The organism is Pseudomonas sp. LB-090624 (genome assembly GCF_003205205.1).
Lineage (GTDB): Bacteria > Pseudomonadota > Gammaproteobacteria > Pseudomonadales > Pseudomonadaceae > Aquipseudomonas.
Map to the genome: position 1 here is coordinate 234,492 of NZ_QJRL01000002.1, position 26,491 is coordinate 260,982.

General features: G+C 61.6%; 25 protein-coding genes and 1 pseudogene. 16 read left to right on the forward strand and 10 right to left on the reverse strand.

Annotated elements, in window-relative coordinates; translation table 11 throughout:
• Nucleotides 1–43: 43 nt before the first annotated feature.
• Nucleotides 44–1,450, reverse strand: a complete 1,407-nt coding sequence (locus tag DMX11_RS03045) for a cytosine permease (protein ID WP_110743158.1) — start codon at nt 1,448–1,450, stop codon at nt 44–46.
• A gap of 316 nt (nt 1,451–1,766) precedes the next feature.
• Here DMX11_RS03045 and DMX11_RS03050 point away from each other — a divergent pair, with 316 nt between their 5' ends.
• The 12 genes and pseudogenes from DMX11_RS03050 (at nt 1,767) to DMX11_RS03105 (ending at nt 13,533) form a co-directional block, all read left to right on the forward strand.
• The gene (locus DMX11_RS03050) at nt 1,767–2,252 is read left to right on the forward strand and encodes a flavin reductase family protein (protein ID WP_110743159.1); all 486 of its coding nucleotides are present in this window, start codon (nt 1,767–1,769) and stop codon (nt 2,250–2,252) included.
• An 80-nt stretch (nt 2,253–2,332) separates the two neighbouring features.
• Complete coding sequence (locus DMX11_RS03055) at nt 2,333–3,373, forward strand: LLM class flavin-dependent oxidoreductase (protein WP_110743160.1); 1,041 nt, start codon at nt 2,333–2,335, stop codon at nt 3,371–3,373.
• Nucleotides 3,374–3,854: 481 nt separating this feature from the next.
• Nucleotides 3,855–4,451 (forward strand): amino acid synthesis family protein, encoded by a 597-nt coding sequence (locus DMX11_RS03060; RefSeq protein WP_003256068.1) that lies wholly within the window; start codon nt 3,855–3,857, stop codon nt 4,449–4,451.
• 68 nt (nt 4,452–4,519) lie between these two features.
• Complete coding sequence (locus DMX11_RS03065) at nt 4,520–5,353, forward strand: alpha/beta fold hydrolase (protein WP_110743161.1); 834 nt, start codon at nt 4,520–4,522, stop codon at nt 5,351–5,353.
• A complete protein-coding gene (locus tag DMX11_RS03070; protein WP_110743162.1) occupies nt 5,350–6,831 on the forward strand; it encodes an aldehyde dehydrogenase in 1,482 nt (493 codons plus the stop codon). Before DMX11_RS03065 ends, DMX11_RS03070 begins: the two co-directional genes overlap by 4 nt.
• A gap of 13 nt (nt 6,832–6,844) precedes the next feature.
• Nucleotides 6,845–7,330, forward strand: coding sequence for a flavin reductase family protein (locus tag DMX11_RS03075; RefSeq protein ID WP_110743163.1), 486 nt, complete (start codon nt 6,845–6,847; stop codon nt 7,328–7,330).
• A gap of 135 nt (nt 7,331–7,465) precedes the next feature.
• Nucleotides 7,466–7,855 (forward strand): carboxymuconolactone decarboxylase family protein, encoded by a 390-nt coding sequence (locus tag DMX11_RS03080; protein WP_023535056.1) that lies wholly within the window; start codon nt 7,466–7,468, stop codon nt 7,853–7,855.
• Nucleotides 7,856–7,945: 90 nt separating this feature from the next.
• The gene (locus DMX11_RS03085; protein WP_010954490.1) at nt 7,946–8,698 is read left to right on the forward strand and encodes a GntR family transcriptional regulator; all 753 of its coding nucleotides are present in this window, start codon (nt 7,946–7,948) and stop codon (nt 8,696–8,698) included.
• Nucleotides 8,699–8,700: 2 nt separating this feature from the next.
• Nucleotides 8,701–9,264, forward strand: a complete 564-nt coding sequence (locus DMX11_RS03090) for an NUDIX hydrolase (RefSeq protein WP_110743164.1) — start codon at nt 8,701–8,703, stop codon at nt 9,262–9,264.
• Nucleotides 9,265–9,366: 102 nt separating this feature from the next.
• Nucleotides 9,367–11,550, forward strand: coding sequence for an ATP-binding protein (locus tag DMX11_RS03095; protein WP_110743165.1), 2,184 nt, complete (start codon nt 9,367–9,369; stop codon nt 11,548–11,550).
• A 13-nt stretch (nt 11,551–11,563) separates the two neighbouring features.
• Nucleotides 11,564–11,734 (forward strand): annotated as a pseudogene (locus DMX11_RS03100) (AsnC family transcriptional regulator); the annotation flags it as partial.
• Between the two features lie 386 nt (nt 11,735–12,120).
• A complete protein-coding gene (locus DMX11_RS03105) occupies nt 12,121–13,533 on the forward strand; it encodes a cytosine permease (RefSeq protein WP_110743166.1) in 1,413 nt (470 codons plus the stop codon).
• 64 nt (nt 13,534–13,597) lie between these two features.
• On the opposite strand, the gene DMX11_RS03110 is transcribed toward DMX11_RS03105, so the two are convergent.
• The 5 genes from DMX11_RS03110 to glnT form a co-directional block, all read right to left on the reverse strand.
• Nucleotides 13,598–14,899 (reverse strand): ammonium transporter, encoded by a 1,302-nt coding sequence (locus DMX11_RS03110; protein WP_110743167.1) that lies wholly within the window; start codon nt 14,897–14,899, stop codon nt 13,598–13,600.
• 52 nt (nt 14,900–14,951) lie between these two features.
• Nucleotides 14,952–16,277 carry an FMN-binding glutamate synthase family protein gene (locus tag DMX11_RS03115; protein WP_110743168.1) on the reverse strand — a complete coding sequence of 442 codons (1,326 nt, stop codon included), beginning with the start codon at nt 16,275–16,277 and terminating at the stop codon, nt 14,952–14,954.
• Nucleotides 16,278–16,292: 15 nt separating this feature from the next.
• On the reverse strand, nt 16,293–16,967 hold the full coding sequence (locus tag DMX11_RS03120; RefSeq protein WP_110743169.1) for a protein glxC: 675 nt from the start codon (nt 16,965–16,967) through the stop codon (nt 16,293–16,295).
• 27 nt (nt 16,968–16,994) lie between these two features.
• Nucleotides 16,995–17,900, reverse strand: a complete 906-nt coding sequence (locus DMX11_RS03125; RefSeq protein ID WP_110743170.1) for a glutamine amidotransferase family protein — start codon at nt 17,898–17,900, stop codon at nt 16,995–16,997.
• A gap of 66 nt (nt 17,901–17,966) precedes the next feature.
• Complete coding sequence (glnT, locus tag DMX11_RS03130) at nt 17,967–19,301, reverse strand: type III glutamate--ammonia ligase (RefSeq protein ID WP_110743171.1); 1,335 nt, start codon at nt 19,299–19,301, stop codon at nt 17,967–17,969.
• 346 nt (nt 19,302–19,647) lie between these two features.
• Here glnT and DMX11_RS03135 point away from each other — a divergent pair, with 346 nt between their 5' ends.
• Complete coding sequence (locus tag DMX11_RS03135) at nt 19,648–20,241, forward strand: helix-turn-helix domain-containing protein (RefSeq protein ID WP_110743172.1); 594 nt, start codon at nt 19,648–19,650, stop codon at nt 20,239–20,241.
• 293 nt (nt 20,242–20,534) lie between these two features.
• Nucleotides 20,535–21,464 carry a DMT family transporter gene (locus DMX11_RS03140; RefSeq protein ID WP_110743173.1) on the forward strand — a complete coding sequence of 310 codons (930 nt, stop codon included), beginning with the start codon at nt 20,535–20,537 and terminating at the stop codon, nt 21,462–21,464.
• Nucleotides 21,465–21,649: 185 nt separating this feature from the next.
• On the opposite strand, the gene DMX11_RS03145 is transcribed toward DMX11_RS03140, so the two are convergent.
• Nucleotides 21,650–22,540 carry a LysR family transcriptional regulator gene (locus DMX11_RS03145; RefSeq protein WP_110743174.1) on the reverse strand — a complete coding sequence of 297 codons (891 nt, stop codon included), beginning with the start codon at nt 22,538–22,540 and terminating at the stop codon, nt 21,650–21,652.
• A gap of 102 nt (nt 22,541–22,642) precedes the next feature.
• Between DMX11_RS03145 and DMX11_RS03150 the strand changes: the two genes are divergently transcribed.
• A complete protein-coding gene (locus DMX11_RS03150) occupies nt 22,643–23,086 on the forward strand; it encodes a cupin domain-containing protein (RefSeq protein ID WP_110743175.1) in 444 nt (147 codons plus the stop codon).
• Nucleotides 23,087–23,127: 41 nt separating this feature from the next.
• On the opposite strand, the gene DMX11_RS03155 is transcribed toward DMX11_RS03150, so the two are convergent.
• Nucleotides 23,128–23,433 (reverse strand): winged helix-turn-helix domain-containing protein, encoded by a 306-nt coding sequence (locus DMX11_RS03155; protein WP_158286150.1) that lies wholly within the window; start codon nt 23,431–23,433, stop codon nt 23,128–23,130.
• 240 nt (nt 23,434–23,673) lie between these two features.
• On the reverse strand, nt 23,674–24,039 hold the full coding sequence (locus DMX11_RS03160; RefSeq protein WP_110743177.1) for a LysR family transcriptional regulator: 366 nt from the start codon (nt 24,037–24,039) through the stop codon (nt 23,674–23,676).
• A gap of 150 nt (nt 24,040–24,189) precedes the next feature.
• Here DMX11_RS03160 and DMX11_RS03165 point away from each other — a divergent pair, with 150 nt between their 5' ends.
• Complete coding sequence (locus DMX11_RS03165; protein ID WP_110743178.1) at nt 24,190–25,290, forward strand: alkene reductase; 1,101 nt, start codon at nt 24,190–24,192, stop codon at nt 25,288–25,290.
• A 130-nt stretch (nt 25,291–25,420) separates the two neighbouring features.
• On the opposite strand, the gene DMX11_RS03170 is transcribed toward DMX11_RS03165, so the two are convergent.
• Complete coding sequence (locus tag DMX11_RS03170; RefSeq protein ID WP_108078684.1) at nt 25,421–26,344, reverse strand: LysR family transcriptional regulator; 924 nt, start codon at nt 26,342–26,344, stop codon at nt 25,421–25,423.
• Between the last annotated feature and the right edge of the window lie 147 nt (nt 26,345–26,491).

The following is a 26,491-nucleotide window of genomic DNA, read 5'->3' on the forward strand; positions in this document are numbered from 1 at the left end:
GCCGGGGCCGCATTGCGGCCCCGGTTACAGCAACAGCGGTCTGTCAATCGTTGACGCTTACCACCCGCCCCGCCTTCTCGACAGCCTTGCCGCGCGTCGCCAGGCAGTAGTACAACGGCACGGTCACCAGCAAGCCGAACAGCCATGACAGGTCGGCCCCTTCGACAATGTTCGAGTACGGCCCCACATACAGCGAAGTATTGGCAAACGGCAGCTGCACCAGGATGCCGCAGGCATAGGCGATGATCGCGTGGTGGTTGAAGCGGCCATAGATACCGCCGTCGGCGCTGAAGATCGACGCAATGTCGTACTGGCCTTTCTTGATCAGGTAGAAGTCGATCAGGTTGATCGAAGCCCACGGCACCAGCACCAGCAGCAGCGCCAGGATCAGGCCGATGAAGTGGCTGATGAAGTCCGCCGAGGCGTTCAGTGCCACCATCCCGCAGCCCAGCAGAATCACTGAAGCCAGGATCACCCGCACCTTGATGCTCGGCGTCCACTCGGCCATGAAGGTCTGGATCGCGGTCACGATCGACAGCACGGCGCCGTAGAGGTTGAGGGCGTTGTGGCTGATGATGTTGAGCAGGAACAGCACCATCAGGATCGGGCCCAGCCAGCCGGTGGCCTGCTTTACCGCATCCATTGCGTCGGTGCCTTCCGGCACGCACAGCACGGCCACCGTACCAAAGCTGAAGCACAGGATGGTACCCAGGGTGGCGCCGAAGTAAGTGGCCCAGAACGGCTTGGCAATGCCCACTTCACGGGGCAGATAGCGCGAGTAGTCGGAGGTGTACGGGGAGAAGCTGATCTGCCAGATCACACCCAGCGACACGGTGGCAATGAAGCCCGACAGGTTGAACGCGCCACGGCTGAAGAAGTCAGCCGGCAGATCCTGGACGAACATCATGATGAAACCGGCAAGCAACGCCGAGCCCATCACCCAGGTACCGATGCGGTTGAGGATATGGATGAAGCGGTAGCCGATCACGCCAATAGCAGTCGCACTCAGCGCACCGATCACGATCGCACCGGGCATCGGCACGCTCGGCGCGATGCCGTGAATGGTCTTGCCTGCCAGGACGATATTGGAAATGAAGAAGCCGACATAGATCAGCGCGGTGAAGAACACGATCAGCAAGGCACCGTAGCGGCCAAACTGGCCACGGCTCTGCACCATCTGCGGAATGCCCAGCTGCGGCCCCTGCGCAGAGGCCAGGGCGATGACCACACCCCCGACCAGATGGCCCAGTACGATGGCGATCAGGCCCCACAACAGGTTCAGGTGGAACACCTGGACCACCATGGCACCGGTCACGATAGGCAGTGGCGCAATGTTGGTACTGAACCAGAGGGTGAACAGGTCGCGCGCCTTCCCATGGCGCTCGGCAGGTGGAACGTAATCGACCGTGTGATTCTCGACAAACTGGTGTTGCGACGACGGTTGGGACATGGTTTTCAGCTCGAAAGGTCGTTTTTATCTTTGTAAGGAAACCGCATCAAGGCGGCCTCTCAGCTGCGGACCATATTATGGTATTCCAAGCTTTTGACAACACTGATCCGCACGAAAAAACGGCCGCTGATCCGCTTCGCAAACCCCTGCGACAAACCGCCCCACTGCTCAAGGCCACGGTTTACGTGGCTTTGGGCCGTTCATCGCGAAAAAACAGGGATAAAAATTCTGCTTGCAAAATAGGTATTACGGTATACCATCAGACACATCAACGATAAAAACCGCGGACCACCGCAGCCCTTTAGAGGTACACGAGATGATCGACGCAACCGTCTACAAGAACGTCCTGGGCTCCTTCCCGTCCGGCGTTACCGTCATCACCACCCTGGACGACGACGGCTCGGTCGTCGGCCTGACCGCCAGCGCTTTCTCTTCCTTGTCGATGGACCCGCCGCTGGTGCTGTTCTGCCCCAACTACACCTCCGATTCCTACCCGGTACTGATCAAGCAGAAGCGCTTTGCCATTCACCTGCTGTCCGGTGAACAGCAGGCCGAAGCCTACGCGTTCGCCAAGAAGGGCAAGGACAAGGCCAGCGGCATCGAGTGGACCCTGAGCGAACTGGGCAACCCGATCCTGGCCGGCGCCACCGCCGTCATCGAATGCGAACTGTGGCGTGAATATGAAGGTGGCGACCACGCCATCATGGTCGGCAAGGTACACAACCTGATCGTCCCTGCCGAAGCGCCACGGCCGATGGTGTACTGCCGCGGCAAGATGGCCAGCCTGCCGGCCTTTGCCTGAAGCCTGCACTAGGACGCAGCCCGCCCCCACACTGAAGCCCGCTTGACTGACGGGCAACAACAAGCGTTGAGGAAAAACCCATGAAATTTTCGTTGTTCGTGCACATGGAACGTTGGGATGAACAGGTCAGCCACCGCCAGCTGTTCGAAGACCTGACCGAACTGACCCTGATGGCCGAAGACGGCGGTTTCAGCACCGTATGGATCGGCGAACACCACGCCATGGAATACACCATTTCGCCAAGCCCGATGCCGCTACTGGCCTACCTGGCCGCACGCACCGAGAAGATCCGCCTGGGCGCCGGCACCATCATCGCGCCGTTCTGGAACCCGATCCGCGTGGCTGGCGAATGCGCCCTGCTCGACGTGATCAGCAACGGCCGCATGGAAGTGGGCCTGGCCCGTGGTGCCTACCAGTTCGAGTTCGACCGCATGGCAGGTGGCATGCCGGCCACCGACGGCGGCAAGGCGCTGCGCGAGATGGTGCCCGTGGTGCGTAAGCTGTGGGAGGGCGACTACGCCCACGACGGCGAAGTCTACAAGTTCCCGACCTCCACCAGCGTACCGAAACCGTTCAACGCCACGCCGCCTATGTGGATCGCCGCCCGTGATCCGGACTCGCACAACTTTGCCGTTGCCAATGGCTGCAATGTCATGGTCACCCCGCTGATGAAGGGTGACGAAGAGGTGCTGGACCTCAAGAACAAGTTCCAGGCTGCCCTGGACAACAACCCGGACGTGCCGCGCCCGCAATTGATGGTGCTGCGCCACACCCATGTGCACAGCCCGGCCGAACCGGAGGGCTGGAAGGTTGGCGCCCAGGCGATCTCGCGCTTCTACCGCACCTTCGATGCCTGGTTCGGCAACAAGACCACCCCGGTGAATGGCTTCCTGGAGCCGAGCCCGGAGTCCAAGTTCGCCGAAGTACCGGCGTTCCAGCTGGAGAACATCCGCAAGAACACCATGATCGGCACGCCGGAAGAGATCATTGCGCGCATCAAGTACTACCAGGAGCTTGGCGTCGACGAGTTCAGCTTCTGGTGCGACAACAGTCTGCCCCACGCCGAGAAGAAGAAGTCGCTCGAGCTGTTCATCAAGGAAGTGGTGCCGGCGTTCGCCTGAATTCCCATTGCCTGAATCATTGCGGGACGCAGCCCGCTCCCGTGGGCCCTTGTGGCTCGCGTGAGCGGGCTTTTTTTGAGGGGTACGCCTTGGGTCTTGCGGTGTATTCGAAATCGAGCGCCGCCCGCGCGGCGCATCGCGAGCTGCGCTCGCTCCTACGTTTGTTTCGGGCCAGTGATTCCTGTGGGATTTGCGCGCGAACGCCTTGGCGCATGGCGCGAAATCGCGTCGTACAAACAAGGCGGTCGCGCGCGCCTGCAACAGGCGTTACTGGCCAAAAACAAACGTAGGAGCGAGCGCAGCTCGCGATGCGCCGCGCGGGCGGCGCTCGATTTCGAATACACCACAAAAACTCAAGGCATACCCAACAGCCCCACCTTTCGTCCCCCCGCAAGAGAAATTTCCAGCCACCTCTTGCACAACAAATATTATGGTATACCATCAGACAACAAGAGCTGATAACCCTCACCAGGAGCCATCCATGAGTTTCGAAATCCGCAAGATCGTCACCTACTCCGAAGAGACCCGCATCGAAGGCGGCAAGGCCACCGACAAGCCGGTGACCATGGTCGGCCTGGCCGTCGTGATCAAGAACCCATGGGCCGGTCGCGGTTTCGTTGAAGATCTGAAGCCGGAAATCCGCGCCAACTGCTCGGAGCTGGGTGCACTGATGGTCGAGCGCCTGACTGCCGCCATTGGCGGTGCCGACAAGATCGAAGCCTACGGCAAGGCCGCGGTGGTCGGCGCCGACGGCGAAATCGAGCACGCCTCTGCGGTGATCCACACCCTGCGCTTCGGCAACCACTACCGTGAAGCGGTACAGGCCAAGAGCTACCTGAGCTTCACCAACAAGCGCGGCGGCCCAGGCACCTCGATCCAGATCCCAATGATGCAGAAGGACGATGAAGGCCTGCGTTCGCACTACATCACCCTGGAAATGCAGATCGAAGACGCCCCTCGCGCCGATGAAATCGTCGTGGTCCTGGGTGCTGCCGACGGTGGCCGTCTGCACCCACGTATCGGCAACCGCTACATCGACCTGGAAGAACTGGCTGCCGAAAAAGCCAACGCTCAATAACAACAACCAAGACGGGCCGGGGCGTGGCGTGCTTACCCGCCGCGCCCGACCTTCAAGGAGCGCCCTCCATGATTCAGCCTGTCGCTGAACGCACACCTGCCGGCACCAGCTACCTGTCCGTCGGCCAGGGCCAACCCGTGGTATTGATCCACGGCGTGGGCCTGAACAAGGAAATGTGGGGCGGTCAGTTCGTTGGCCTGGCCAACGACTACCGCGTCATTGCCTACGATATGCTCGGCCACGGCCAAAGCCGTGTACCGGCCGCAGACACGCCGCTGGAGGGCTACGCCGACCAGCTCGCCGAACTGCTCGACCACCTGCAAATTGCCCAAGCCACCGTGATCGGTTTTTCCATGGGCGGCCTGGTCGCCCGCGCCTTTGCGCTCAACTACCCACAGCGCCTGGCCGCCTTGGTCGTGCTCAACAGCGTGTTCAACCGCAGCCCCGAGCAGAGTGCCGGCGTCATCGCCCGCGCCGCCCAGGCTGCAGAGCTAGGCCCTGACGCCAACGTCGATGCAGCGCTCGACCGCTGGTTCAGCCGTGAATACAAGGCTGCCAACCCGGCGCAGGTCGCTGCCATCCGCCAGGTGCTGGCGAGCAACGACCCGCAGGGCTACCACACCACTTATTCGCTGTTCGCCACTCAGGACATGTACCGCGCAGGCGACCTGGGCAGTATCCAGGTGCCGACGCTGATCGCCACCGGCGAACTCGACTCGGGCTCCACCCCGGCCATGACCCGCCAGCTCGCCGCCAGCATTCCTGGCGCACACAGTGTGGTCCTCGCCGAGCAACGGCATATGATGCCGGTGGAAGCACCGCGTGAAGTCAACAAGATGCTGCTGGACTTCCTCACCCAAGCCCGCACCCTCACCGAATCCGCCAAGGGGATTGTTGCATGACCCTCGTTCGTTTCCAGATGTGCATCGACGGCCAATGGCGCGATGCCCAGAGCGGCAAGACCTTCGACAGCCTCAACCCGGCCACTGCCCAGGCCTGGGCGCAACTGCCCGATGCCGACGAAGCCGATGTCGAGCTGGCCGTACAGGCCGCCCAGCGTGCCTTCGACAGCAAGGAATGGCGCAGCATCACTGCCACTGCACGCGGCAAGTTGCTGCGTCGCCTGGGTGACCTGATTGCCGAGAACAAGGAACACCTGGCCCAGCTGGAAAGCCGTGACAACGGCAAGCTGATCCGCGAAACCCGCGGCCAGGTCGGCTACCTGCCCGAGTTCTTCCACTACACCGCAGGCTTGGCCGACAAGCTCGAAGGCGGCACCCTGCCGCTGGACAAGCCCGACCTGTTCGCCTACACCGTGCACGAGCCGATCGGCGTGGTCGCCGGCATCATCCCGTGGAACAGCCCGCTGTACCTCACGGCGATCAAACTGGCCCCGGCCCTGGCAGCCGGCAACACCATCGTACTGAAACCGTCCGAGCACGCCTCGGCGACCATCCTCGAACTGGCCCGGCTGGCCCTTGAAGCCGGTTTCCCGGCTGGCGTGGTCAACGTGGTCACCGGTTACGGGCCAAGCACCGGCGCGGCGCTGACTCGCCACCCGCTGGTGCGCAAGATCGCCTTCACCGGCGGCGCGGCCACCGCCCGCCACGTGGTGCGCAGCAGTGCCGAAAACTTCGCCAAGCTGTCGCTGGAGCTGGGCGGCAAGTCGCCGAACATCATCTTTGCCGACGCCGATCTGGACAGCGCCATCAACGGCGCCGTGGCCGGCATCTATGCCGCCTCCGGGCAAAGCTGCGTGGCTGGTTCGCGCCTGCTGGTGCAGGACGAGATTTTTGACCAGTTCGTCGAGCGCCTGATCGCCCGCGCCAAGCGCATCCGCATCGGCAACCCGCAGGACGACGCCAGCGAAATGGGCCCGATGGCCACGGCACAACAACTGGCCGTGGTCGAAGGCCTGGTCGCTGCGGCCAAGGCCGAGGGCGCGAAGCTGCACATGGGTGGCAAGCGTGCCGAGGTCGAAGGCGATGGCTGGTTCTACGAGCCGACCCTGTTCGAATGCGACAGCAATTCGATGACCATCATGCAGGAAGAAGTGTTCGGCCCGGTCGCTGCGGTCATCCGTTTCAAGACCGAGGAAGAAGCCCTGGAAATTGCCAACGACTCGCAGTTCGGCCTGGCTGCCGGCATCTGGACCCGCGACCTGGGCCGCGCCCACCGCCTGGCCCGTGACGTGCGTTCGGGGATCATCTGGGTCAACACCTACCGCGCCGTGTCGGCCATGGCACCGATCGGTGGCTTCAAGAACAGCGGCTACGGCCGTGAGAGCGGCATCGATTCGGTGCTGGCCTATACCGAGCTGAAGACCGTGTGGATCAACTTGTCCACCGCGCCGATGCCCGACCCGTTTGTGATGCGTTGAGAGGTAGCACGAGATGATCGAACCCGGCATCTACAAAGACGTGATGGGCTCCTTCCCGTCCGGCGTCACGGTTGTCACCACCCTGGACGCCGACGGCGGCATCGTCGGCATCACCGCCAGCGCGTTCAGCGCGCTGTCGATCGACCCGGCACTGGTGCTGTTCTGTCCCAACTACGCCTCGGACACCTACCCGATCCTGCGCGACAGCAAGCAGTTTGCGATCCACCTGCTGTCTGCCGACCAGACCGCCGAGGCCTATGCCTTCGCCGGCAAGGGCAAGGACAAGGCCAAGGGTGTCGAGTGGCAGCTGAGCGAACTGGGCAACCCGCTGCTGACCAAGGCCACCGCGATCATCGAGTGCGAACTGTGGCGCGAGTACGACGGCGGTGACCACGCGATCATCGTTGGCGCGGTGAAGAACCTGGTGCTGCCGGCCGAGCCGGTGACACCCATGGTCTACCACAAAGGCAAGCTGGGCGCCTTGCCGCCGTTGGGCTGAGACACCTTGAGCATCGGTGTTGGCTGTTCGCGAGTGAACCGGCGACAAAGCCAACACCGATAGTACTGTTTTTAGGGGGCCGCGCTATCGTCTCACCCTCGGTTGCGGCCCCTGTTTTATTCCGGAGTACTGCGCATGAGCAATGAAAAGTACGAGAAAGGCCTGCAGATCCGTACCCAGGTGCTGGGCGAGGACTACGTCAACCGCTCGATCCAGAACGCCGACGCGTTCACCCAGCCGCTGCAAGAGCTGGTCACCGAATACTGCTGGGGCCATGTCTGGGGCCGCGAAGGCCTCTCGCTGAAGGAGCGCAGCATGATAAACTTGGCCATGATTTCCGCGCTCAACCGGCCCCACGAGCTCAAGCTGCACATTCGCGGCGCATTGCGCAATGGCCTGAGCCGTGAACAGATTCGCGAGATCCTGCTCCAGGTCGGCATTTATTGCGGCGTGCCCGCGGCGGTGGACAGTTTCCGCCTGGCCCGCGAAGCGTTCGCTGAAGCCGATGCGGAGTCAACCCGTTAACACCGGGCTGTTCGAACCCACGCAAGGAGCACCCAAGGTTCGTGGTGCTGTTGCGGTTGCGGCCGGGCAGCCTCTTTAAGAGCGCACTTGATGAAACGCCAGCCACTCGACGACAGCTTCAAGGTCAACCGCAACCCCGTTACCCTGCGCGAAATCGTGCTCGACAAGCTGCGCACCGCGATCATGAACTTCCATTTGCTGCCCGGCGACCGCCTGGTCGAGCGCGACCTTTGCGACCGCCTCGGCGTCAGCCGCACCTCGGTGCGTGAAGCGCTGCGGCACCTGGAGTCCGAAGGCCTGGTGGAATTCGCCGACGCCAAGGGGCCGCGGGTGGCCATCATCACCCTGGAAGACGCCCGCGACATCTACGAGCTGCGCTGCGTGCTCGAAGGCCTGATCGTGCAGCTGTTCACCCTCAACGCCAAGGCCAAGGACATCCGCGCCCTTGAGCGCGCGCTGGAGGTGAACCGCGAGGCCCTGGAAGAGGGCGAGCTGCAACAGGTGCTGGATTCGGTGCAAGGCTTCTACGATGTGCTGCTGGAGGGTTCAGGCAACCAGGTGGCTGCGCAACAGTTGCGCCAGTTGCAGGCACGCATCAGTTACTTGCGGGCCACTTCGGTGTCGCAAGAAAACCGCCGCGGCGCCAGCAACCGCGAAATGGAAAAAATCGTCGAAGCCATCAAGGGTGGCGACCCGCTGGTCGCGCACCAGGCTTCGGTCGATCATGTCCGCGCTGCCGCCAAGGTGGCCCTGGACTACCTGCGCCAGAAGCAGGATGACAACGCCAAGGTGCGCGACATCGTCGAGCCCCTGGCCCTGAAGGAACCTCGTATAGGCCGCTGACCATGCCCAACGCCCCGCGCTACTGCCCGCACTGCACCACGGAACTGGCCCGGGGCGTTCCCACAGGCGATACCCACGAACGCCTGCACTGCACCGGCTGCGGTTACATCCACTACATCAACCCGAAGCTCATCGCGGGCTGCATCATCGAGCGCGAGGGCAAGTACTTGCTGTGCCAGCGTGCCATCCCGCCGCGCCCCGGCACCTGGACATTGCCGGCCGGGTTCATGGAGGCCGGTGAAACCACCGAGCAGGCAGCGCTGCGCGAGGTCTGGGAAGAAAGCGGCGTGCGCGCCGACATCGTTTCGCCCTACTCGATCTTCAGCGTGCCGAAAATCAGCGAGGTGTACATCATCTTCCGCGCCATCGCCACTGAAGAGACCGGTCAGTATGGCCCGGAGACCCTGGCTTACAAGTTCTTCGAACCGGATGAAATTCCTTGGGACGAGATCTATTACCCGGCGATCCGGCAGATTCTCGAGCGCTACATCCTGGAACGGCAGGCCGGGGTTTACGGCATTTACATGGGTAATGACGACACCGGCAAAGTGCACTTCATGCGCTAGCCTGCGCCGGGCAAGGACCGGTACCGGCAACACGAAAACACTCGCCAAGCGGCTATTCTCGGTGCACCCTAATGGCCTTGAGCAAACGGACCGGCAGCGTATATGGCGAAATGGCTAGACGGCGGCGGCTTGATGGCAGAGCGCATCCGCCATCACGACTGGACAAACACTTCCCTGGGGCCCCTCCCCACCTGGCCCGACGCCCTGAAAACTACCCTGGCCCTGTGCCTGGCCTCGCGCTTTCCGCAGGCAGTGCTCTGGGGCCCGGAATTGCTTACCCTGCACAATGACGCCTTCTCCCAGATCCTCGGGCAGAAGCCACTGGCGCTTGGCAAGCCTTTCAGCGAAGTGTGGCAGGAAGCCTGGGCCGACATCAGCAGCATGGCCCAACGAGCGCTGGCTGGCGAAGCGGTTTATATCGAAGACTATTTGCTCACCATCGACCGCAATGGCGGGCCCGAACGCGCCTACTTCACCTTCTGCTACAGCCCTATCCGTGGCCACGACGGCCAGGTACTGGGCATGCTCGATACCGTCACCGAAACCACCGCCAACGTGCTGGCCAACCAGCGCCTGAAGTTCCTTGACGACCTTGGCCGCAGCATTGCCGATGCCACCGAACCGGACCATGTGCTCGCCATCACCACCCGCCGACTCCTCGAGCACCTGCAGTTGTCGAGTTGCGCCTACGCAGTCATGGATCCCGACGAGGACGGCTTCACCATTTGTGGCGACGCGGTAGCACCCGGCTCGCCGCACCTTGTCGGGCAATATCAGCTGCGCGACTTCGGCCACCTGGCAGTCAGCCGCCTGCGCAGCGGCCAGGCCCTGGTGATCAACGACAATCTTCGCGAGCTGGCCCCTGAGGAAGCGGCCACCTTCCAGGCAATCGGCATTACCGCGACCATTTGCATGCCCCTGATCAAGGGCGGCCGGCTGACCGCGCTGATGGCCATTCACGATAAAGCACCACGGGCATGGACCCACTATGAGCAAGCGCTGATCAGCGAAGTCACCGAGCGCTGCTGGGCGCATATCCAGCGCGTACAGGCCAACGCCGAGGTTCGCGAAGCCATGGCGGCGCTGGAAGCGCTCAATGCCACCCTGGAGCACCGCGTGGAGGAGCGCACCACCCAGTTGCTGCACACCGAAGCCGTATTGCGCCAGGCGCACAAGCTGGAGGCGATCGGCCAGCTGACCGGCGGCGTGGCCCATGACTTCAACAACCTGCTGACCATCATTCGCTCGTCACTGCACTTTCTGCAACGCCCCAGCCTGGACGAAAAACGCCGCGAGCGCTATCTCAAGACCATGTCCGACACCGTTGACCGTGGCGCCAAACTGACCGGCCAGCTGCTTGCATTTGCCCGCCGCCAGGCGTTGAGCCCGGAGGTGTTCGAGGCCGGGGCACGGCTGGAGGCCATGGCCGATATGCTCGACACCGCCACCGGTGCGCGCATCCAGATCGATTTGCAGCTGCCGCAGGCGCCCTGCCATATCCGCGCCGACCTCAGCCAGCTGGAAACCGCAGTGATCAACCTGATGCTCAATGGCCGCGATGCCATGGCCGGCGAAGGCACCCTGCAACTGCGCTTGCAAGCGGACCAGCCGCTACCCGGCCTGCGCGGCCATGCGCCGCAGCCAGGCCCGTTCGCGGCGATATCAGTGCGCGACAGCGGCGTCGGCATCGCCAACGAATTGCTGGAGCGCATTTTCGACCCGTTCTTCACCACCAAGGCGCCGGGTGAAGGCACCGGTCTTGGCTTGTCACAGGTGTTCGGCTTTGCCAAGCAGTCAGGGGGCGATGTGCACGTTCACAGCATCCCCGGCCAGGGCACCACCTTCACCCTGTACCTGCCGCAGCAGGCGCCACCGGCAGACCACGCCGAAGACGCCACGGCGACCCGCCAGCCGCAGGCAGAGGGCGGGCGGCGACGGATACTGGTGGTAGAAGACAACCCGGATCTGGGCAACTTCACTGCGCAGATCCTGGAAGACCAGGGCTACCGGATCAGCTATGCGCGTTCGGCGGAAGAAGCGCTGGCACAGCTTACCGGCCCGGCGGGTGATTTTGATGCGGTGTTTTCCGATGTGATCATGCCCGGCATGGGTGGCCTGGCGCTGGCCCGTGAACTACGCCGTCAGCGTCCACAGTTGCCGATAATCCTGACCTCGGGGTACAGCGAGGCGGTTGCCGAAGGCGGCCATCAAGGGTTCGCCTTTCTGGCCAAGCCCTATTCGGCAGAACAATTGTGCCAGGTACTTGGCCAGATGCTGGGCAGTTAGCCTGGGGCGCTAGGAGTCCGGGGCGATTATGGGCTACCACGCTCGCCTGGCACCGAGCGCCCTGGGGCTGAATTTTGCCGCGTTGGTGTTCGTTACCCTGCGCGAAGTCACCCGCCAGCCGGTGGCTGACTTTGAAGCGGCGTTGGCTGAGATCCCGCAGATTGTCGAAGCGCAGCGGTTGTTTAGCGGCTGAACCCCCACCCATTGACGGCAGGTTATGAAAAGCGCACCGGACCTCTGGCGGCGTGTTTACCCGCGAAGAGGCCGCTACAGGCAACCTTTTCACCTGCACTGTAAACGTGCACACCGCACCACTCCAGCCCACCACAAACCTGCACGCCCCCAAGCAAACCCTTCTGGCCCAAGCCTTCCGACCAGCTGGCACCCTCCTTGCTACTGTCAGCCGCTTAAGCTTTTGTCAGCCTTAGGTTTTTTAACGCTTATGGGTACATATTTACTAATTTCCCCTTACCCCAGCGCCCCGCATCATCGCTCCAACAAGAACGCGTCGCCCTTCGCCGGCACGCCCCCGGGCAGCTCCCTATGCCCTACCTTGCCTTGGAGTCAGTCATGACCAGTGCAGCCAATTCGGCACCCTTGATAGAAAAACACACGATCGGCTATGTGCCGCCGGAAGACCGCCATGGAAAGGTAAGGGATCTATTCACACTGTGGTTCGGCGGCAATATCGCGCCACTGCCCATCGTCACCGGCGCGCTGGGGGTGCAGTTGTTTCACCTGAACCTGGTATGGGGCATCGTCGCCATCCTCGTCGGTCACCTGGTCGGTGGCGTGCTGATGGCATTGCACTCGGCCCAGGGCCCGCAGATGGGCATCCCGCAGATGATCCAGAGCCGCGCCCAGTTCGGCACCCTTGGTGCGCTGCTGGTGGTGGTGATCGCCGGGGTCATGTACATCGGCTTCTTCGCCTCCAACATCGTGCTTGCCGGCAAGTCGCTGCATGGCGTGGTCGACGCCGTACCCGTGCCGGTCGGCATCGTCATCGGTGCGCTGGGTTCGGGCATCATCGGCATCATCGGCTACCGCTTCATCCACGTACTCAACCGCATCGGCACCTGGGTGCTGGGCATCGGTATCGTGGTCGGGTTCGGCTACATCTTCACCCATGTGCAAAGCGACGACTTCCTCACCCGCGGCGGCTTCAATTTGGCCGGCTGGCTGGCCACCGTGTCGCTGGCGGCGCTGTGGCAGATCGCCTTTGCACCCTACGTGTCGGACTACTCGCGCTACCTGCCGGCAGACGTGAAAGTCAGCTCGACCTTCTGGACTACCTACCTGGGTTCAGCCCTGGGTTCAAGCCTGTCGTTCATCTTCGGCGCCGTGGCGGTGCTGGCAATCCCGGCCGGTATGGACACCATGGACGCGGTCAAGCTGGCCACCGGCACCCTCGGCCCGATCATGCTGGTGCTGTTCCTGCTCAGCGTCATCAGCCACAACGCCCTCAACCTGTATGGCGCAGTGCTGTCGATCATCACCCTGGTGCAGACCTTCGCCTACCGCTGGATTCCGACCGCCAAGAGCCGCGCGGTGCTGTCGCTGATCGTGCTGTCCGCCTGCTGCGTGGTGGCGGTGTTCGCCTCGGCAGACTTCATCGGCCATTTCGTCGACATGGTGCTGGTGCTGCTGGTGGTGCTGGTGCCATGGACGGCAATCAACCTGATCGACTTCTATGCCATTCACAAGGGCGACTATGACATTCAGTCGATCTTCCAGGTGGATGGCGGCGTCTACGGGCGTTACAACCCGCAGGCATTGATCGCCTATGCGATCGGTATCGTGGTGCAGATCCCGTTCATGAACACACCGCTGTACGTCGGGCCGATTTCCGAGCACATCAACGGGGCTGACCTGTCGTGGCTGGTAGGCCTGGCAGTGACCTCGCCGCTGTACTGGTGGCTGGCCAGCCGTGACAGCGCCTACCGCCGTCGGCAGACCAGTGCGAAGTTGGCCATGGGGCACTGATCGAATCGGTGCCGGCCTTTTCGCGGGTCAAGCTGCGAAAAGGCCGGCACAGGCACCGCATCAATCAGAGGTTGTACGCCCGCTCATTGTGCTCCGCCAGGTCCAGCCCCTGCTCTTCCTCTTCTCGGCTGGCCCGCAGCCCCACGGTCAGCTTGATGGCCCCGAGAATCGCCCAGCTCACCACGAAGCAATAGACAACGGTAAACGCCACGCCCTTGAGCTGTATCAGCGCCTGCCCGAGCGGCGAAGCCCCTTCCACATATCCGCCCAGCGACGGCGCGGCAAACACACCGGTCAACACGGCCCCGATCATCCCGCCAACACCATGCAGCCCGAATACATCGAGGCTGTCGTCATACCCCAGCGCCTGCTTGAGCCGGGTCACGGCAAAGAAGCAGATCGCCCCAGTCAACAAGCCGATTACTATCGCGCCCAACGGCCCGACAAAAGCACAGGCTGGTGTGATTCCGACCAGTCCGGCCAGCGCACCGGAAGCCGCACCCAGCGCTGTCGGTCGACCATGCATCACCTGTTCGGTCAACAACCAGCCGACAATCCCGGCACAGGCCGCCACCATGGTCGCCAACATCACCACCCCTGCCCCTTGGTTGGCCGCAAGCCCTGAACCGACGTTGAAGCCGAACCAGCCCACCCACAATAACCCTGCCCCTACCAGGGTGAAACCGAGGTTGTGCGGCGGCATCGCCACCTGCGGGTAACCCTTGCGCTTACCCAGCATCAACGCCGCCGCCAGGGCTGCCACGCCAGAGTTGATGTGCACCGCCGTACCGCCAGCAAAGTCCAGGACGCCCCAGTTGACCATCAATGCCCCCGGCCCGCCCCATACCATGTGGGCGATTGGCGCATACACCAGCACGAACCACGCCGCCATGAACAGCAGCGAAGCGCTGAACTTCATGCGTTCGGCAAACCCACCGGCAATCAGCGCCGGCGTGATGATCGCGAAGGTCAGCTGGAACACCGCGAACACGCCTTCGGGGATGGTGCCGACCAGGCTGTCATGGCCGATGTCGAGCATCAGGGCCTTGTCCAGCCCGCCGATGAAGCTGTTGACGGTGATCTGCCCTTCGACCATGCCGCTGGTAGCGACCACCAGGCTGTAGCCGAACAGCACCCAGAGAATGCCGATGACACCGGCCACGGCGAACAGCTGGGTAAATACCGAAAGAAAGTTCTTCGCCCGCACCATGCCGCCATAGAACAGCGCAAGGCCAGGGATGCACATCATCAACACGAACATCGCGGCGCAGATCATCCAGGCGGTATTGCCGGTGTCCAGAGTGGGTTCGGCGGCGTAGGCCAATGGCGTCAACGCGAGCAGCACAACAGCAAGGGTATGCTTCATGGGTCACTCCTGTGCGAATGGGGGGCTGCTTCGCAGTCCCCCGAGGGTCAACTCAATACTGCGCCTGGCCCGGCACCCACGTGGTCCCTGCCAACGGCACCCGGGCCATGGCCGCCGCCTCGACGGTCAACGCCACCAAGTCCTCCGGGTCAAGGTTGTGCAGATGCGACTTGCCACACGCCCGCGCCATGGTCTGCGCCTCCAGCACCAGTACCCGCAAGTAGTTGGCCAGCCGCCGCCCGGCTTCCTCCGGGTTCAGCCGCTTGGCCAGCTCCGGGTCCTGAGTGGTAATCCCGGCCGGGTCGCGACCGTTCTGCCAGTCGTCATAGAACCCTGCCGCCGAACCGATCTTCTTCAGCTCGCTGTCCAGCCGCGGGTGGTTGTCGCCCAGGGCAATCAGCGCCGCCGTGCCAATCGCCACCGCATCCGCCCCCAAGGCCATGGCCTTGGCCACATCGGCACCGTTACGGATACCCCCCGAGACGATCAGCTGCACCTTGCGGTGCATACCCATTTCCTGCAGCGCCTGCACCGCCTGGGGAATAGCCGGCAAGATCGGGATGCCAACGTGCTCGATGAACACTTCCTGGGTTGCAGCCGTACCACCCTGCATGCCATCGAGCACGATCACATCGGCACCCGCTTTCACCGCCAGCTTGACGTCGTAGTACGGGCGGCTGGCGCCGATCTTCACGTAGATGGGTTTTTCCCAGTCGGTGATCTCGCGGATCTCGGCAATCTTGATGGCCAAGTCATCCGGGCCGGTCCAGTCCGGGTGGCGGCAGGCACTGCGCTGGTCCACGCCGATCGGCAAGGTACGCATGCCGGCCACCCGCTCGGTCACTTTCATGCCCAGCAGCATGCCGCCACCGCCCGGCTTGGCACCCTGGCCAAGGACGATCTCGATGGCGTCGGCCTTGCGCAAGTCGTCGGGGTTCATGCCGTAGCGTGACGGCAGGTACTGGTACACCAGGTGCTGCGACTGGCCGCGCTCCTCCGGGGTCATGCCGCCGTCGCCGGTGGTGGTACTGGTACCAGCGATTGTCGCGCCACGGCCCAGGGCCTCCTTGGCGTTGGCCGACAGCGCGCCGAAGCTCATGCCGGCGATGGTCACCGGGATCTTCAGGTGGATCGGCTTTTTGGCAAAGCGGTTACCCAGCACCACGTCGGTACCGCACTTCTCGCGGTAGCCTTCCAGCGGGTAGCGCGACACGCTGGCACCGAGCAGCAGCAGGTCGTCAAAGTGCGGCACGCGGCGCTTGGTGCCGCCGCCGCGGATGTCATAGATGCCGGTTTCGGCGGCACGCTGGATTTCCTGGATGGTCAGGCGGTCGAAGGTGGCCGACTCACGCAGTACCGGGGGGAATTGCTCGCTCATGGGAATGCTCCTGGATCAGTACGCGCTGGCGTTGTCGACTTTGAAGTTGTACAGCTGGCGGGCCGAGCCGTAGCGTTTGAAATCGGCGGCCTTGTGCGTCAGGCCGGCCTTGTCCAATAGCGCCTGCAACTCTTGCAGGTGCTCGGCGCGCATCTCTTTCTCGATGCAGTCCGAACCCAGCGACTGCACTGAGCCCTTGACGTAGATACGCACCTCGTACAGCGAGTCGCCCAGCGCATCGCCGGCATCACCGCACACGACCAGGCGCCCGGCCTGGCCCATGAAGCAGCTCATATGGCCGATGCTGCCGCCCACCACGATATCCACGCCCTTCATCGAGATGCCACAGCGCGCACCGGCATCACCCTCGATCACCAGCAGCCCGCCATGGGCAGTCGCGCCAGCGGCCTGCGAAGCGCTGCCCTTGACCCGTACCGAACCGGACATCATGTTCTCGGCCACGCCGACACCCACGTTGCCATGCACCGTGACGCTGGCCTGCTGGTTCATGCCGGCACAGTAGTAGCCAGCGTGGCCTTCGATATCCACGGCCACCTCAGCATTAATGCCCACGGCCAGGTTGTGCTTGCCGTCAGGGTGAGTCACCCGCCATTCGTGATCTTGCACCTCGCCGTGCAAAGACTCGTTCAGGACACGCACCGAAGTGCTGGAAAGGTCAATCGTCTTCATAAGGTTCTCCAGGGGTTCGGTGGGAAGTCAGGCGCTTTCGCGCTCCCAGACGTACAAGGTGGCCGGCGCCGGCTCCCAGACCTTGGCGTGCTCGATGCCCGGCAGGCCGGCCAGGGCCTGGTACTCCGAGGCCATCGCCACATAGTCGTCGGTCTCGGCCAGCACGGCCGGCTTGCAGGCAATCGGGTCGCGAATCACGGCAAAGCCATTGCGAGTGCCGATGGCGAAAGTGAAGAAGCCGTCCAGGTCCTCCAGCGCGCCGTCCAGGGCCTGGGCCAGGCTGTCGCCCTGCTGCAGGCGCCAGGTCAGGTAGCCGGCGGCCACTTCAGTGTCGTTGTCGGTTTCGAAACTGATGCCTTCGCGCTTGAGCACCTGGCGCAGGCGGAAGTGGTTGGACAGCGACCCGTTGTGCACCAGGCACAGGTCGGCGCCGGTGGAAAACGGGTGGCTGCCTTCCATGGTCACGGCACTTTCGGTGGCCATGCGGGTATGGCCGATGATGTGGCTACCCTTCATGCTCGCCAGGCCGAAGCGGCTGGAAATTTCTGCCGGCAGGCCCATGCCCTTGAGAATTTCGATGCTCTGGCCGGCGCTCATGATGCGTACGTCCGGCGCCAGTTCGCTCAAGGCCTGGCGCGCTGCGGCCTCGCCGGTATGTACTTTCAGCACCGCGGCGCTGGCATTCTGGAACCAGTCCAGCGAGCAGCCCAGGCGCCCTTCCAACTGGCCCATCAAGCGGGTCCAGGGGTAGTCGGGATCCGTGGCTTGCAGGGTCAGCTTGACCCAGCCATCGGCCACTTCATCGCCGTAGATGGCAAAACCGGCGCTGTCCGGGCCTCGGTCGGTCATGGCTTCGAGCATGGGTTCGAAGAGCTTGCCAAGCTGGGCTTCCAGCTCAGGCTTCTTCAGGTAAAGACCTACGATTCCACACATGGTGATGCTCCTTCTAGGCAGTGGGTGGCCGCCGCGTACGCGGCTACCCAGGGATAGGGTTGGCGGTCAGAAGAACTCGGTGTAGCGCTGGATCTCCCAGTCGGAGACATGGCGGCAGTACTCCACCCACTCCATGCGCTTGAGCTTGATGAACTCGTCGACGATCTCGGCGCCGAGGACCTCGCGGAACAGCGGGTCCGCCTCCAGGGCATCGGCGGCTTCCTTCAACGACTGCGGCAGGGTCTTGATCCCGCGCGCGGCGATCTCCTCCAGGCTCAGGTTGTAGAGGTTCTCGTTGCACATCTCGCCCGGCTCCAGCTGGCGGTCGATACCATCCAGGCCGGCTGCGATGATCGCGGCGGTGACCAGATACGGGTTGCAGCCGGCGTCCGGCAGGCGGAACTCCAGGCGGCCATAGGGAATGCGCACCATCGCCGAGCGGTTGTTGGCACCGTAGGCGACGAACGCCGGAGCCCAGGTGGCTCCAGACAGCGAGCGGCCAACCACCAGGCGTTTGTAGGAGTTCACCGTCGGTGCAGCGAAGGCGCACAGCGCCGGCCCATGGGCCAACAGGCCTGCGGCAAAGTGATAGGCCAGTTTTGACAGGCCCATGCCACTGCTGTCCGACGGGTCGTGGAACAGGTTCTTGTTGCTACTGCTGGCCAGTGACAGGTGGAAGTGCATGCCATTGCCGGCGCGCTTGGGGTCGGGCTTGGGCATGAACGAGCAGATCATCCCCAGGTCATTGGCGATCTCGCCGGCGGCCATGCGGAAGAATGTGAAGCGGTCGGCCGACTCCATGGCGTCGCTGTAGGTGTAGTTGATTTCGAACTGGCCGTTGGCGTCTTCGTGGTCGATCTGGTAGATGTCGAAGCCCACTGGTTGCAACGCTTCGGTCAGGCGTTCCAGGAACAGGCGCGAGCGTGAAAGGCCTTTGTAGTCGTAGCAAGGCTTGTCGAGGTTGTCGGAAGCGTCTACCAGCTGCAGCTTGCCGCCCTCGTCGCGGCGGAACAGGCTGAACTCGGGCTCGAGGCCGGTGTTCAGGGTCCACCCCTTGTCAGCCAGGCGCTGCACCTGCTGCTGCAACACAAAGCGGCTGTCGTAGGGCCAAGGCTGGCCGTTGACGTGGCCCACGCAAACCACCCGGCCATAACCGGGTTGCCATGGCACCGGAATCAAGGTCGACAGGTCGCCGCGTGCCATGAAGTCCGGGCCGTGCGGCTCCATGCCCATGCCGCAGATGGCGAACCCGGCAAAACCGGCGCCCTCCTCGGCGACCATTTTCAGGCCCGAGACCGGCACCGACTTGGTCTTCGCCGAGCCATGGATATCGACGAACTGTGCCAGCACGTACTTGATACCGTGCTGGTCGAGGGTGCGCTGGGTGTCTGCTGGCAACATGGGGTGAACACTCCTGGGTGAGGGGCAATGATTCCGCTTGGGAAACTTACTTTCCTCACAGGAATGCAATGCGCTTGCCAACTTCGTCCTGGGTGCGCGTTCGGTGCTGCCTGGCCTGGGCTCTTTGCGGTTGAACCAGCGCCCCCGCAGGCAGTGCAGGCCCCTGCAGGCGCGGGTTTACCCGCGATGAGTCCAGCCTGGGTAACACAAAATCCAGACAGGTTTTTATGCTCGGGTTATGGGAAACTTGTTTTCGTGCGAGGAAAGCCACAGCAGATGCCAATGCATTGCGCACTTTCCCAGTGCGAAATCTTTATTCTTGAACTGAAACCGTGCAGGACCTTCGATGTCGACCGAAACCGAACCGCGCCTTCGCCTGGAGCAATACCTGGGCCTGCAGATCAAGCGCCAGCGCCAGGCCCAATCCCTCAAGCTGGCTGATGTAGCCCGCATCGCCGGCATCAGCCAAGGCATGTTGAGCAAGATCGAGAATGCGCAGGTATCCACCAGCCTCGAAACCCTGAGCCGCCTGTGCGATGTGCTCGGCATGCCGATGGCCAAGCTGTTCAGCCAGTACGACCAGCCCGATGGCAATGCCCTGCTGGTAAAAGCAGGTGAAGGCCTGGAAGTGGTCCGCCGCGGCACCGAGAAAGGCCACACCTACCATTTGCTCAATCACGCCAGGGGGCCGAAGAAGAATTTCGAGGCTTATATGGTGAGCATGGACGACGCCAGCGAGGAGTTTCCAACCTTCGCCCACCCAGGCACCGAGTTCCTCCATTTGCTGGAGGGTGAACTGGTGTACCGGCACGGCAACCAGCTCTACCACATGCACGCCGGCGACAGCCTGACCTTCGATGGCGAAACCCCGCACGGCCCTGAGCGGCTGGTGCAGGTGCCGATCCGCCTGCTGTCGATCATGAACTACGGCGACGAGTGACGCGGCGCTGCAAGGCAACATCCGATGTCGTGAACAGACAAGCACACGGCGCCCGCAATCGGCTTTGAACCCTGTATACAAAGATAATACACACATCGATTAGCCCCGCGCCGTGGGCTGATCGGTGTGGTATTCGCGAGTAAAACAGCCTCGCTTCACAATTCCAACGCTGTGGCGCCCTTTTGCACCGGGCAATTCGTCCGGGCTCATAACGATAAAACTCCCAGTATTAGAGACCTGCGTAGCGCAACCGGGAGTGTATGCGCGCGCCACCTTGTGAAGACTTGACTGCCATGATCGCGACGTCCATCCCTGTAGCCGGTGCTGCCACCGGCCACCGCAACGCCCTGTGCGTTGCCCACATCGCCGCTGTACTGTTCGGCCTGACCGGTATTCTCGGTCACCTGATCGAGGCCGACGCCAGCATCATCACCTTCGGCCGCGCCACTTTCGCTTTCATCGCCCTAGGCTTCGTTGCCGGGCTCAAAGGCACGCGCCTGCTCGACGCACTGACCCTGCGCAACCTCCCGGTTCTGGGGTTGACCGGCGCCCTGCTGGCTACCCATTGGGTAACGTTCTTCATTGCGGTGAAAGTGGGCGGCGTTGCCGTGGCAACCTTGGGCTTTGCCAGCTTCCCGGCATTCATCGCCATGATTGAGCGCGGCGTGTTTGGCCAGCGCATCGGTGCCGTGCAAGGTTTGCTGTTGCTGGTGGTCACCGCAGGCCTGGTGCTGGTGGTGCCAACCTTCGACCTGCTCGACAAGGGCACCATCGGCCTGCTCTGGGGGCTGGGTTCGGGCCTGGCGTTCGCCCTGCTGACTGTGGCCAACCGCCGTAACGGGTCGAGCATGAATGCCATGCAGGTGGCGTTCTGGCAGAACGTGGTGGTGGCTGTGCTGGTGGCGCCATTTGCCTTTACGCACCTGGGTAATACCAGCCTGGGCGGCAGTGACTGGGTCAACCTGGCATTGCTGGGGGTGTTCTGCACCGGGCTGTCGCAGTTCCTGTTCGTGAAAAGCCTGGAGGGGCTGGAGGCGCGTACTGCCGGTATGATCATTGCGCTGGAGCCGGTGTACGCGATCATCGGGGCGTGGTGGTTGTTTGGTGACCAGCCAAGCCTGCGCATGGCTGCGGGTGCAGCGCTGATCGTGCTGGCGACCATTCTGGCGGCGGCGCGCAAGGCACCTGCCGAGCAAGGGGATACGAGCCGCTGCGCGCATTGATGCGCTTCGCTCTCGGGCAGGATCCGGTTTTTTGGTCTTGGCGCGTGTGACTGGAAACGGCGCAGACCTTCACTGACGCGGGGGCGCGAGGTACCTTTGCGCCCTACGACGGGGCCTTGATAAGGAAGGCACCCCATGAGCGACACGCTGATGAGCTGTCGGAAATGCAGACGTCACGGCCGCAACTATTCCCTGCGCAGCGCGTCCAGGACTACCCTGAACGCCGCCGTTTGCTGTCGGCGTGTGGGGTAATAGAGGTGATAGCCAGGGAACATTTCTGACCAGTCCGCCAATACCTCTTCAAGCGCGCCGCTGTTGAGGTATTCCTGCGCGTGCGCATCGGTAACCTGGGCCAGCCCGACCCCAGCCAGACAAGCATCGAGTATCTGCAGCGAGCTGTTCATGATCAGGGGCCCTTGCACGCGAACACGAAACTCGCTGCCATCGCGGGTGAACTCCCATGGATAGACGCCGCCGTGCGTAGGCAAGCGCAAGTTGATGCAACGATGGGTTATCAGCTCTTCAGGTCGCCGGGGTGCGCCGTAACGCTTCAGGTAGTCGGGTGAGGCTAGTGTAACCATGCGCATGGGCGGCCCAATGGGCACAGCCACCATGTCGGCATCAATGATCCCGCCCAAACGTACACCCGCGTCAAATCGGTCGGCAACGATGTCAGTCAGACCATAATCCGTCATCAATTCAATCGCGATATCTGGGTAGGACTCAATCACGGGTCGCAGCTTTGGCCAAAGAACGTGCCGGACGGCGTACTCGTCGGCAGTAATGCGCACCGTCCCTGACGGGTGTTGACCGAACGCTGACAGCGCACCAAGGTGACCATTGATTTGATCCAACAGTGGCGCGATATCGCGTAGTAATCGGTCCCCCGCCTCCGTTCGCGTGACGCTCCGGGTGCTGCGGGTGAGGAGCCGAACGCCGAGACGCTCCTCCAGGCCCCGTATCGTCTGGCTAACGGCTGAGGGTGACACACCCAACCATGCCGCCGCCCGGGTGAAATTGCGCTCCCTGGCCACCGCCACGAAGACCACTAGATCGCTCAGATTGCCTGTCTTCATTGTTAAGCTCAGCTTCAAACCGCCTTCTGGATTTTGCTAATTATCGAATTAAACCGCGCTCGGTACAGTTCCCTCAATCCGTTTTCGAGAGATTTGACCACCATGACAGATAACAGGCTTCCCAACGCCGACATGCAAATTCACCGTGCTGGCTCGACCAAGGCGATCCAAGGGCCTGCTGAGTGGTTCACCGGACGCGTGCGCATTGACTGCGTCTTCACCGCTCCAGCCCCTGCTCGCATTGGTATTGCAGTGGTCAACTTTGAGCCGGGCGCTCGTACTCACTGGCACAGCCACCCTCTCGGCCAAGCCTTGCTGGTCACCGATGGCGTAGGTTGGACGCAATGCGAAGATGGGCCTAAGACCGAGATCCGAACCGGCGATCTTATCTGGTGCAATTGTGGCCGACGTCATTGGCACGGTGCGACCGACACCACGGCATTGCAGCACATCGCGATCAATGAGTTGCTGGAGGGGAAGGCAGTGGATTGGCTGGAGCCGGTAAGTGATGACGTCTTCCTGGGCAGCGCTGCGAAAAAGGACTGAGCCAAAACAAGGCGTTGCTTATTCCGGCCTGGAGAAACAGATCATGAATGCTCGACCAGCCTGAGGCCTTTACCACGGTGCGTTTCGATGACAGCAGTGGAACCCAATAGTCGCAACGTTTTACGCAGGTAGTTGAGCTGCACTTCTATGCGCTTGGTTCCCGGGTCGAAATTAAAACCCCACACATCCTTGAAGATACTTTGGCGGCTGACAATATTATTGGCGTTAATGACGAGAAGCGAGAGCAACCTAAAGGAGGTACCCTTGACTACAACACGCTTGTTTTTACAGATCGCTTCCCGTTTAAGGGCGTTCAGGTTCAGGTCAGCGTAGGCAAGATCATTCATGGTAGGAGGTATGGCTCTCATGCAATCCCATCACCGGCAGTTACGCCAAATACTCACCACCTACAAGCCTTCATCGAAACGAACCGCTTATTGACATTCGCTGACCCGCAGATGCACAAGCCCAGGTGTGATGCAGCCGACAATACCCCCGATCAGCCCTGTCAACTATTGCAAAAATGTCCCTGACCGATTCATTTTATGAATCGATCAGGGCGTTTAGGGGCGACGCTGGGTGCGCATTCAGCGAGGCGAGGCTGAGAACTTACCAAGTGCCTCAACCAACAGGCTCAACGAGCGCTCGAGGTGCCCGGCAATCGCGTTAGCGTGCGAAGTTGCGTGCAACTGCCTGCCTCGTCGGACAAAAAGTTCATCACCAAAAAACGTTCTTAAATCCCTGAGCGTATTGCTAATAGCAGGCTGAGTGACACCGAGCATGAGCGCTGCACAGCTCGCACTTTTCGAGCGGTGAACAACCATGAAAACGACCAACTTATTAAGATCAAGGCAACGCAGGCGGATGGGGTCAAAATCGCTACGCACAGTAGACAATCGAACTTCCCTCAGCAGGCGGCGGTTCTCATCAGGACGGCTGGATATACACCGCATTTCAGGCTACAGGCGGTGAACCAGCAGGACAACGCCTTATTCTGGAAGCTGATTCCATAATGCCTGGAATCGGGGAGCAGTTATCAGCAGCGATATCCCGCGTATATTTCCCTGATCAGCGCATCGGAGCGCTCCCTAGAGAGGATCCTAATGAGCATGCTTTTCACGCCCTATTCCTTGTCAGGCCTCAGCTTGAAAAACCGCGTGGTCATGGCCCCCATGACGCGCGCACGCGCCGAAACGACAGTTCCCGATGACCTGACTGTGCTGTACTACCAGCAGCGCGCGGGTGCCGGACTGATCATCACCGAAGGTGTGCCCGTTTCGGTGCAAGGGCGGGGATACCTGTTCAACCCTGGGTTGTATACGCAAGAACAAGTCGAAGGATGGAAAAGGGTCAACGCAGCCGTTCACCAGAAACAGGGCTGCATTTTCGCCCAGTTGTGGCATGTGGGCCGTGTATCACACACCACCTTGCAACCAAACGGTGAAGCGCCTGTCTCGTCGAGTGCGAAGCTGGCAGCTAACTCCAACGCATACGCCTACGATGAAAATCATCAGCCTGGCCCGATTCAGGCCAGTAAGCCGCGGGCCCTGACGGTCCCTGAAATTGCTGACATCAAAGGCGATTTCGTCCGTGCTGCATGCAGGGCGATGGAAGCTGGATTCGACGGTATTGAAATCCATGGCGCCAATGGATACTTATTCGAGCAGTTCATCAATCCAACTGTGAACGACCGGACTGATGAGTATGGAGGCTCGATCCAAAATCGAATCAGGCTTCTCCTCGAAACCATCGATGCAGTCGCGGCAGCAATTGGCCGAGAGAAAGTGGGCGTACGTATCTCCCCATTCGGACGGCTTTTTGACATGGCGCCATTTGAAGACGAAGCCGAGACATGGGTAGCGGTTGCGGCCGAGCTGCAAAAGCGAAACATCGCGTATGTGCATTTGAGCGACCAACTGACCATCGGTGCGGAACGGATGCCTGAAGGATTCCCCAAGCAATTCAGAGCATCGTACCGAGGCACGCTCATTGCGGCGGGAGGGTTTGATCGCGAATCCGCTGAAGCCGCTCTGGAGGCGGGCGAGCTCGATTTAATCGCCTTTGGCCGCCCCTTCATCGCCAACCCTGATCTAGTCGAGCGCATGAAGAATGGCTGGCCCCTTGCCACTCCTGACCGTGAGACGTTCTACGGCAACAGTGGCGAAAAAGGATATGTCGATTATCCATTCTACAACCCAGCCTGAAGAGCATCTGCGCGCTGAACCTGCCTGAGCCCAGTCCCTGGCCGTGGTGGCATGCGTCGGCCAACACGCACGCTGCGAACAAAAAGGCGACCTCAACCTGGGTCGCCTTTTTCATATAGAAAGTCACGCATCATCTGTCAGGACGGAAAATTTTCGAGTCCCGTTGAGCGAGTTCGAGGAGCGCATCGACGATCATCCGCACCTTGGGCTGAATGTAGCGCGTACGCGGCCAGATGACATGGATTGGCATTTCAGCCCCCTCATACTGCTGAAGGACGGGAATCAAGAGGCCTTGCTCGATCTGATCATGAACGAGCCACGTTGGAAGTTGCGCCAGCCCTCCCCCCGCAAGTGTCATCTCCAACAACATCTCTCCATCACCCATCTCGTGCTTCACGCATACCTCTTGCTCGCTGACATGCCCTTTGTCATCCAGCAGCATCCAGGTTTTTCGAGTGCCGTTTCGCCAACCGACTATACAGTCGTGAGACAGTAAATCTTCTCGGGTCTGCGGGACACCGCGCCGCTCAAGGTAACTGGGTGTGGCGCAAATCAGCAAGCTCTGGCTACCGAGCTTTCGCGCGACAATCTCTCCGTCATCTTTGAGCGTTCCAATCCTTACCACCAGGTCGACCCCCTCATTGATGATATCGACAAGCCGCTCACTAAAGCTCACTGACAGATCAAGCTTGTGGTATCGAACCGAAAGATCAATCAGGGTCGGCAAAATGTGCCGGCGGCCAAACGCAGCGGGTAGATCGACACGCAGCCGACCAACGGGCTCCTGCTGGCCGGTGGTAAGGAAACTTTCCGATTCTGCCAGCTCGTCAATGGCCCGAAGGCAACTGGCAAGAAATGCCTCTCCTTCACTCGTCAATATAAGACGCCGAGTCGTGCGATGCAGAAGCTTCACACCGAGTCGGGCCTCAAGGCGAGTAACACTTTTACCCACTGCAGAGCTGGTCACTCCAAGCTCCAGCGCTGCGGCAGTAAAGCTGAGCGTTTGAGCTGAGGTGACAAACTCCCTGATTCCGTCAAACGTGTTAACCGCCATTATGGAGCCCCGAGCTGAAAGGGGTGGAATTTACGCACCCTAATGGTGAAATTGTACCGAAATACACAGCCCTTGCTGCTGCCTTGCAAGCGCCCGGAATCCGAATTTTCGGGGTGAGGTTTACCTGCCTCAGCGGCATTGCCTAGG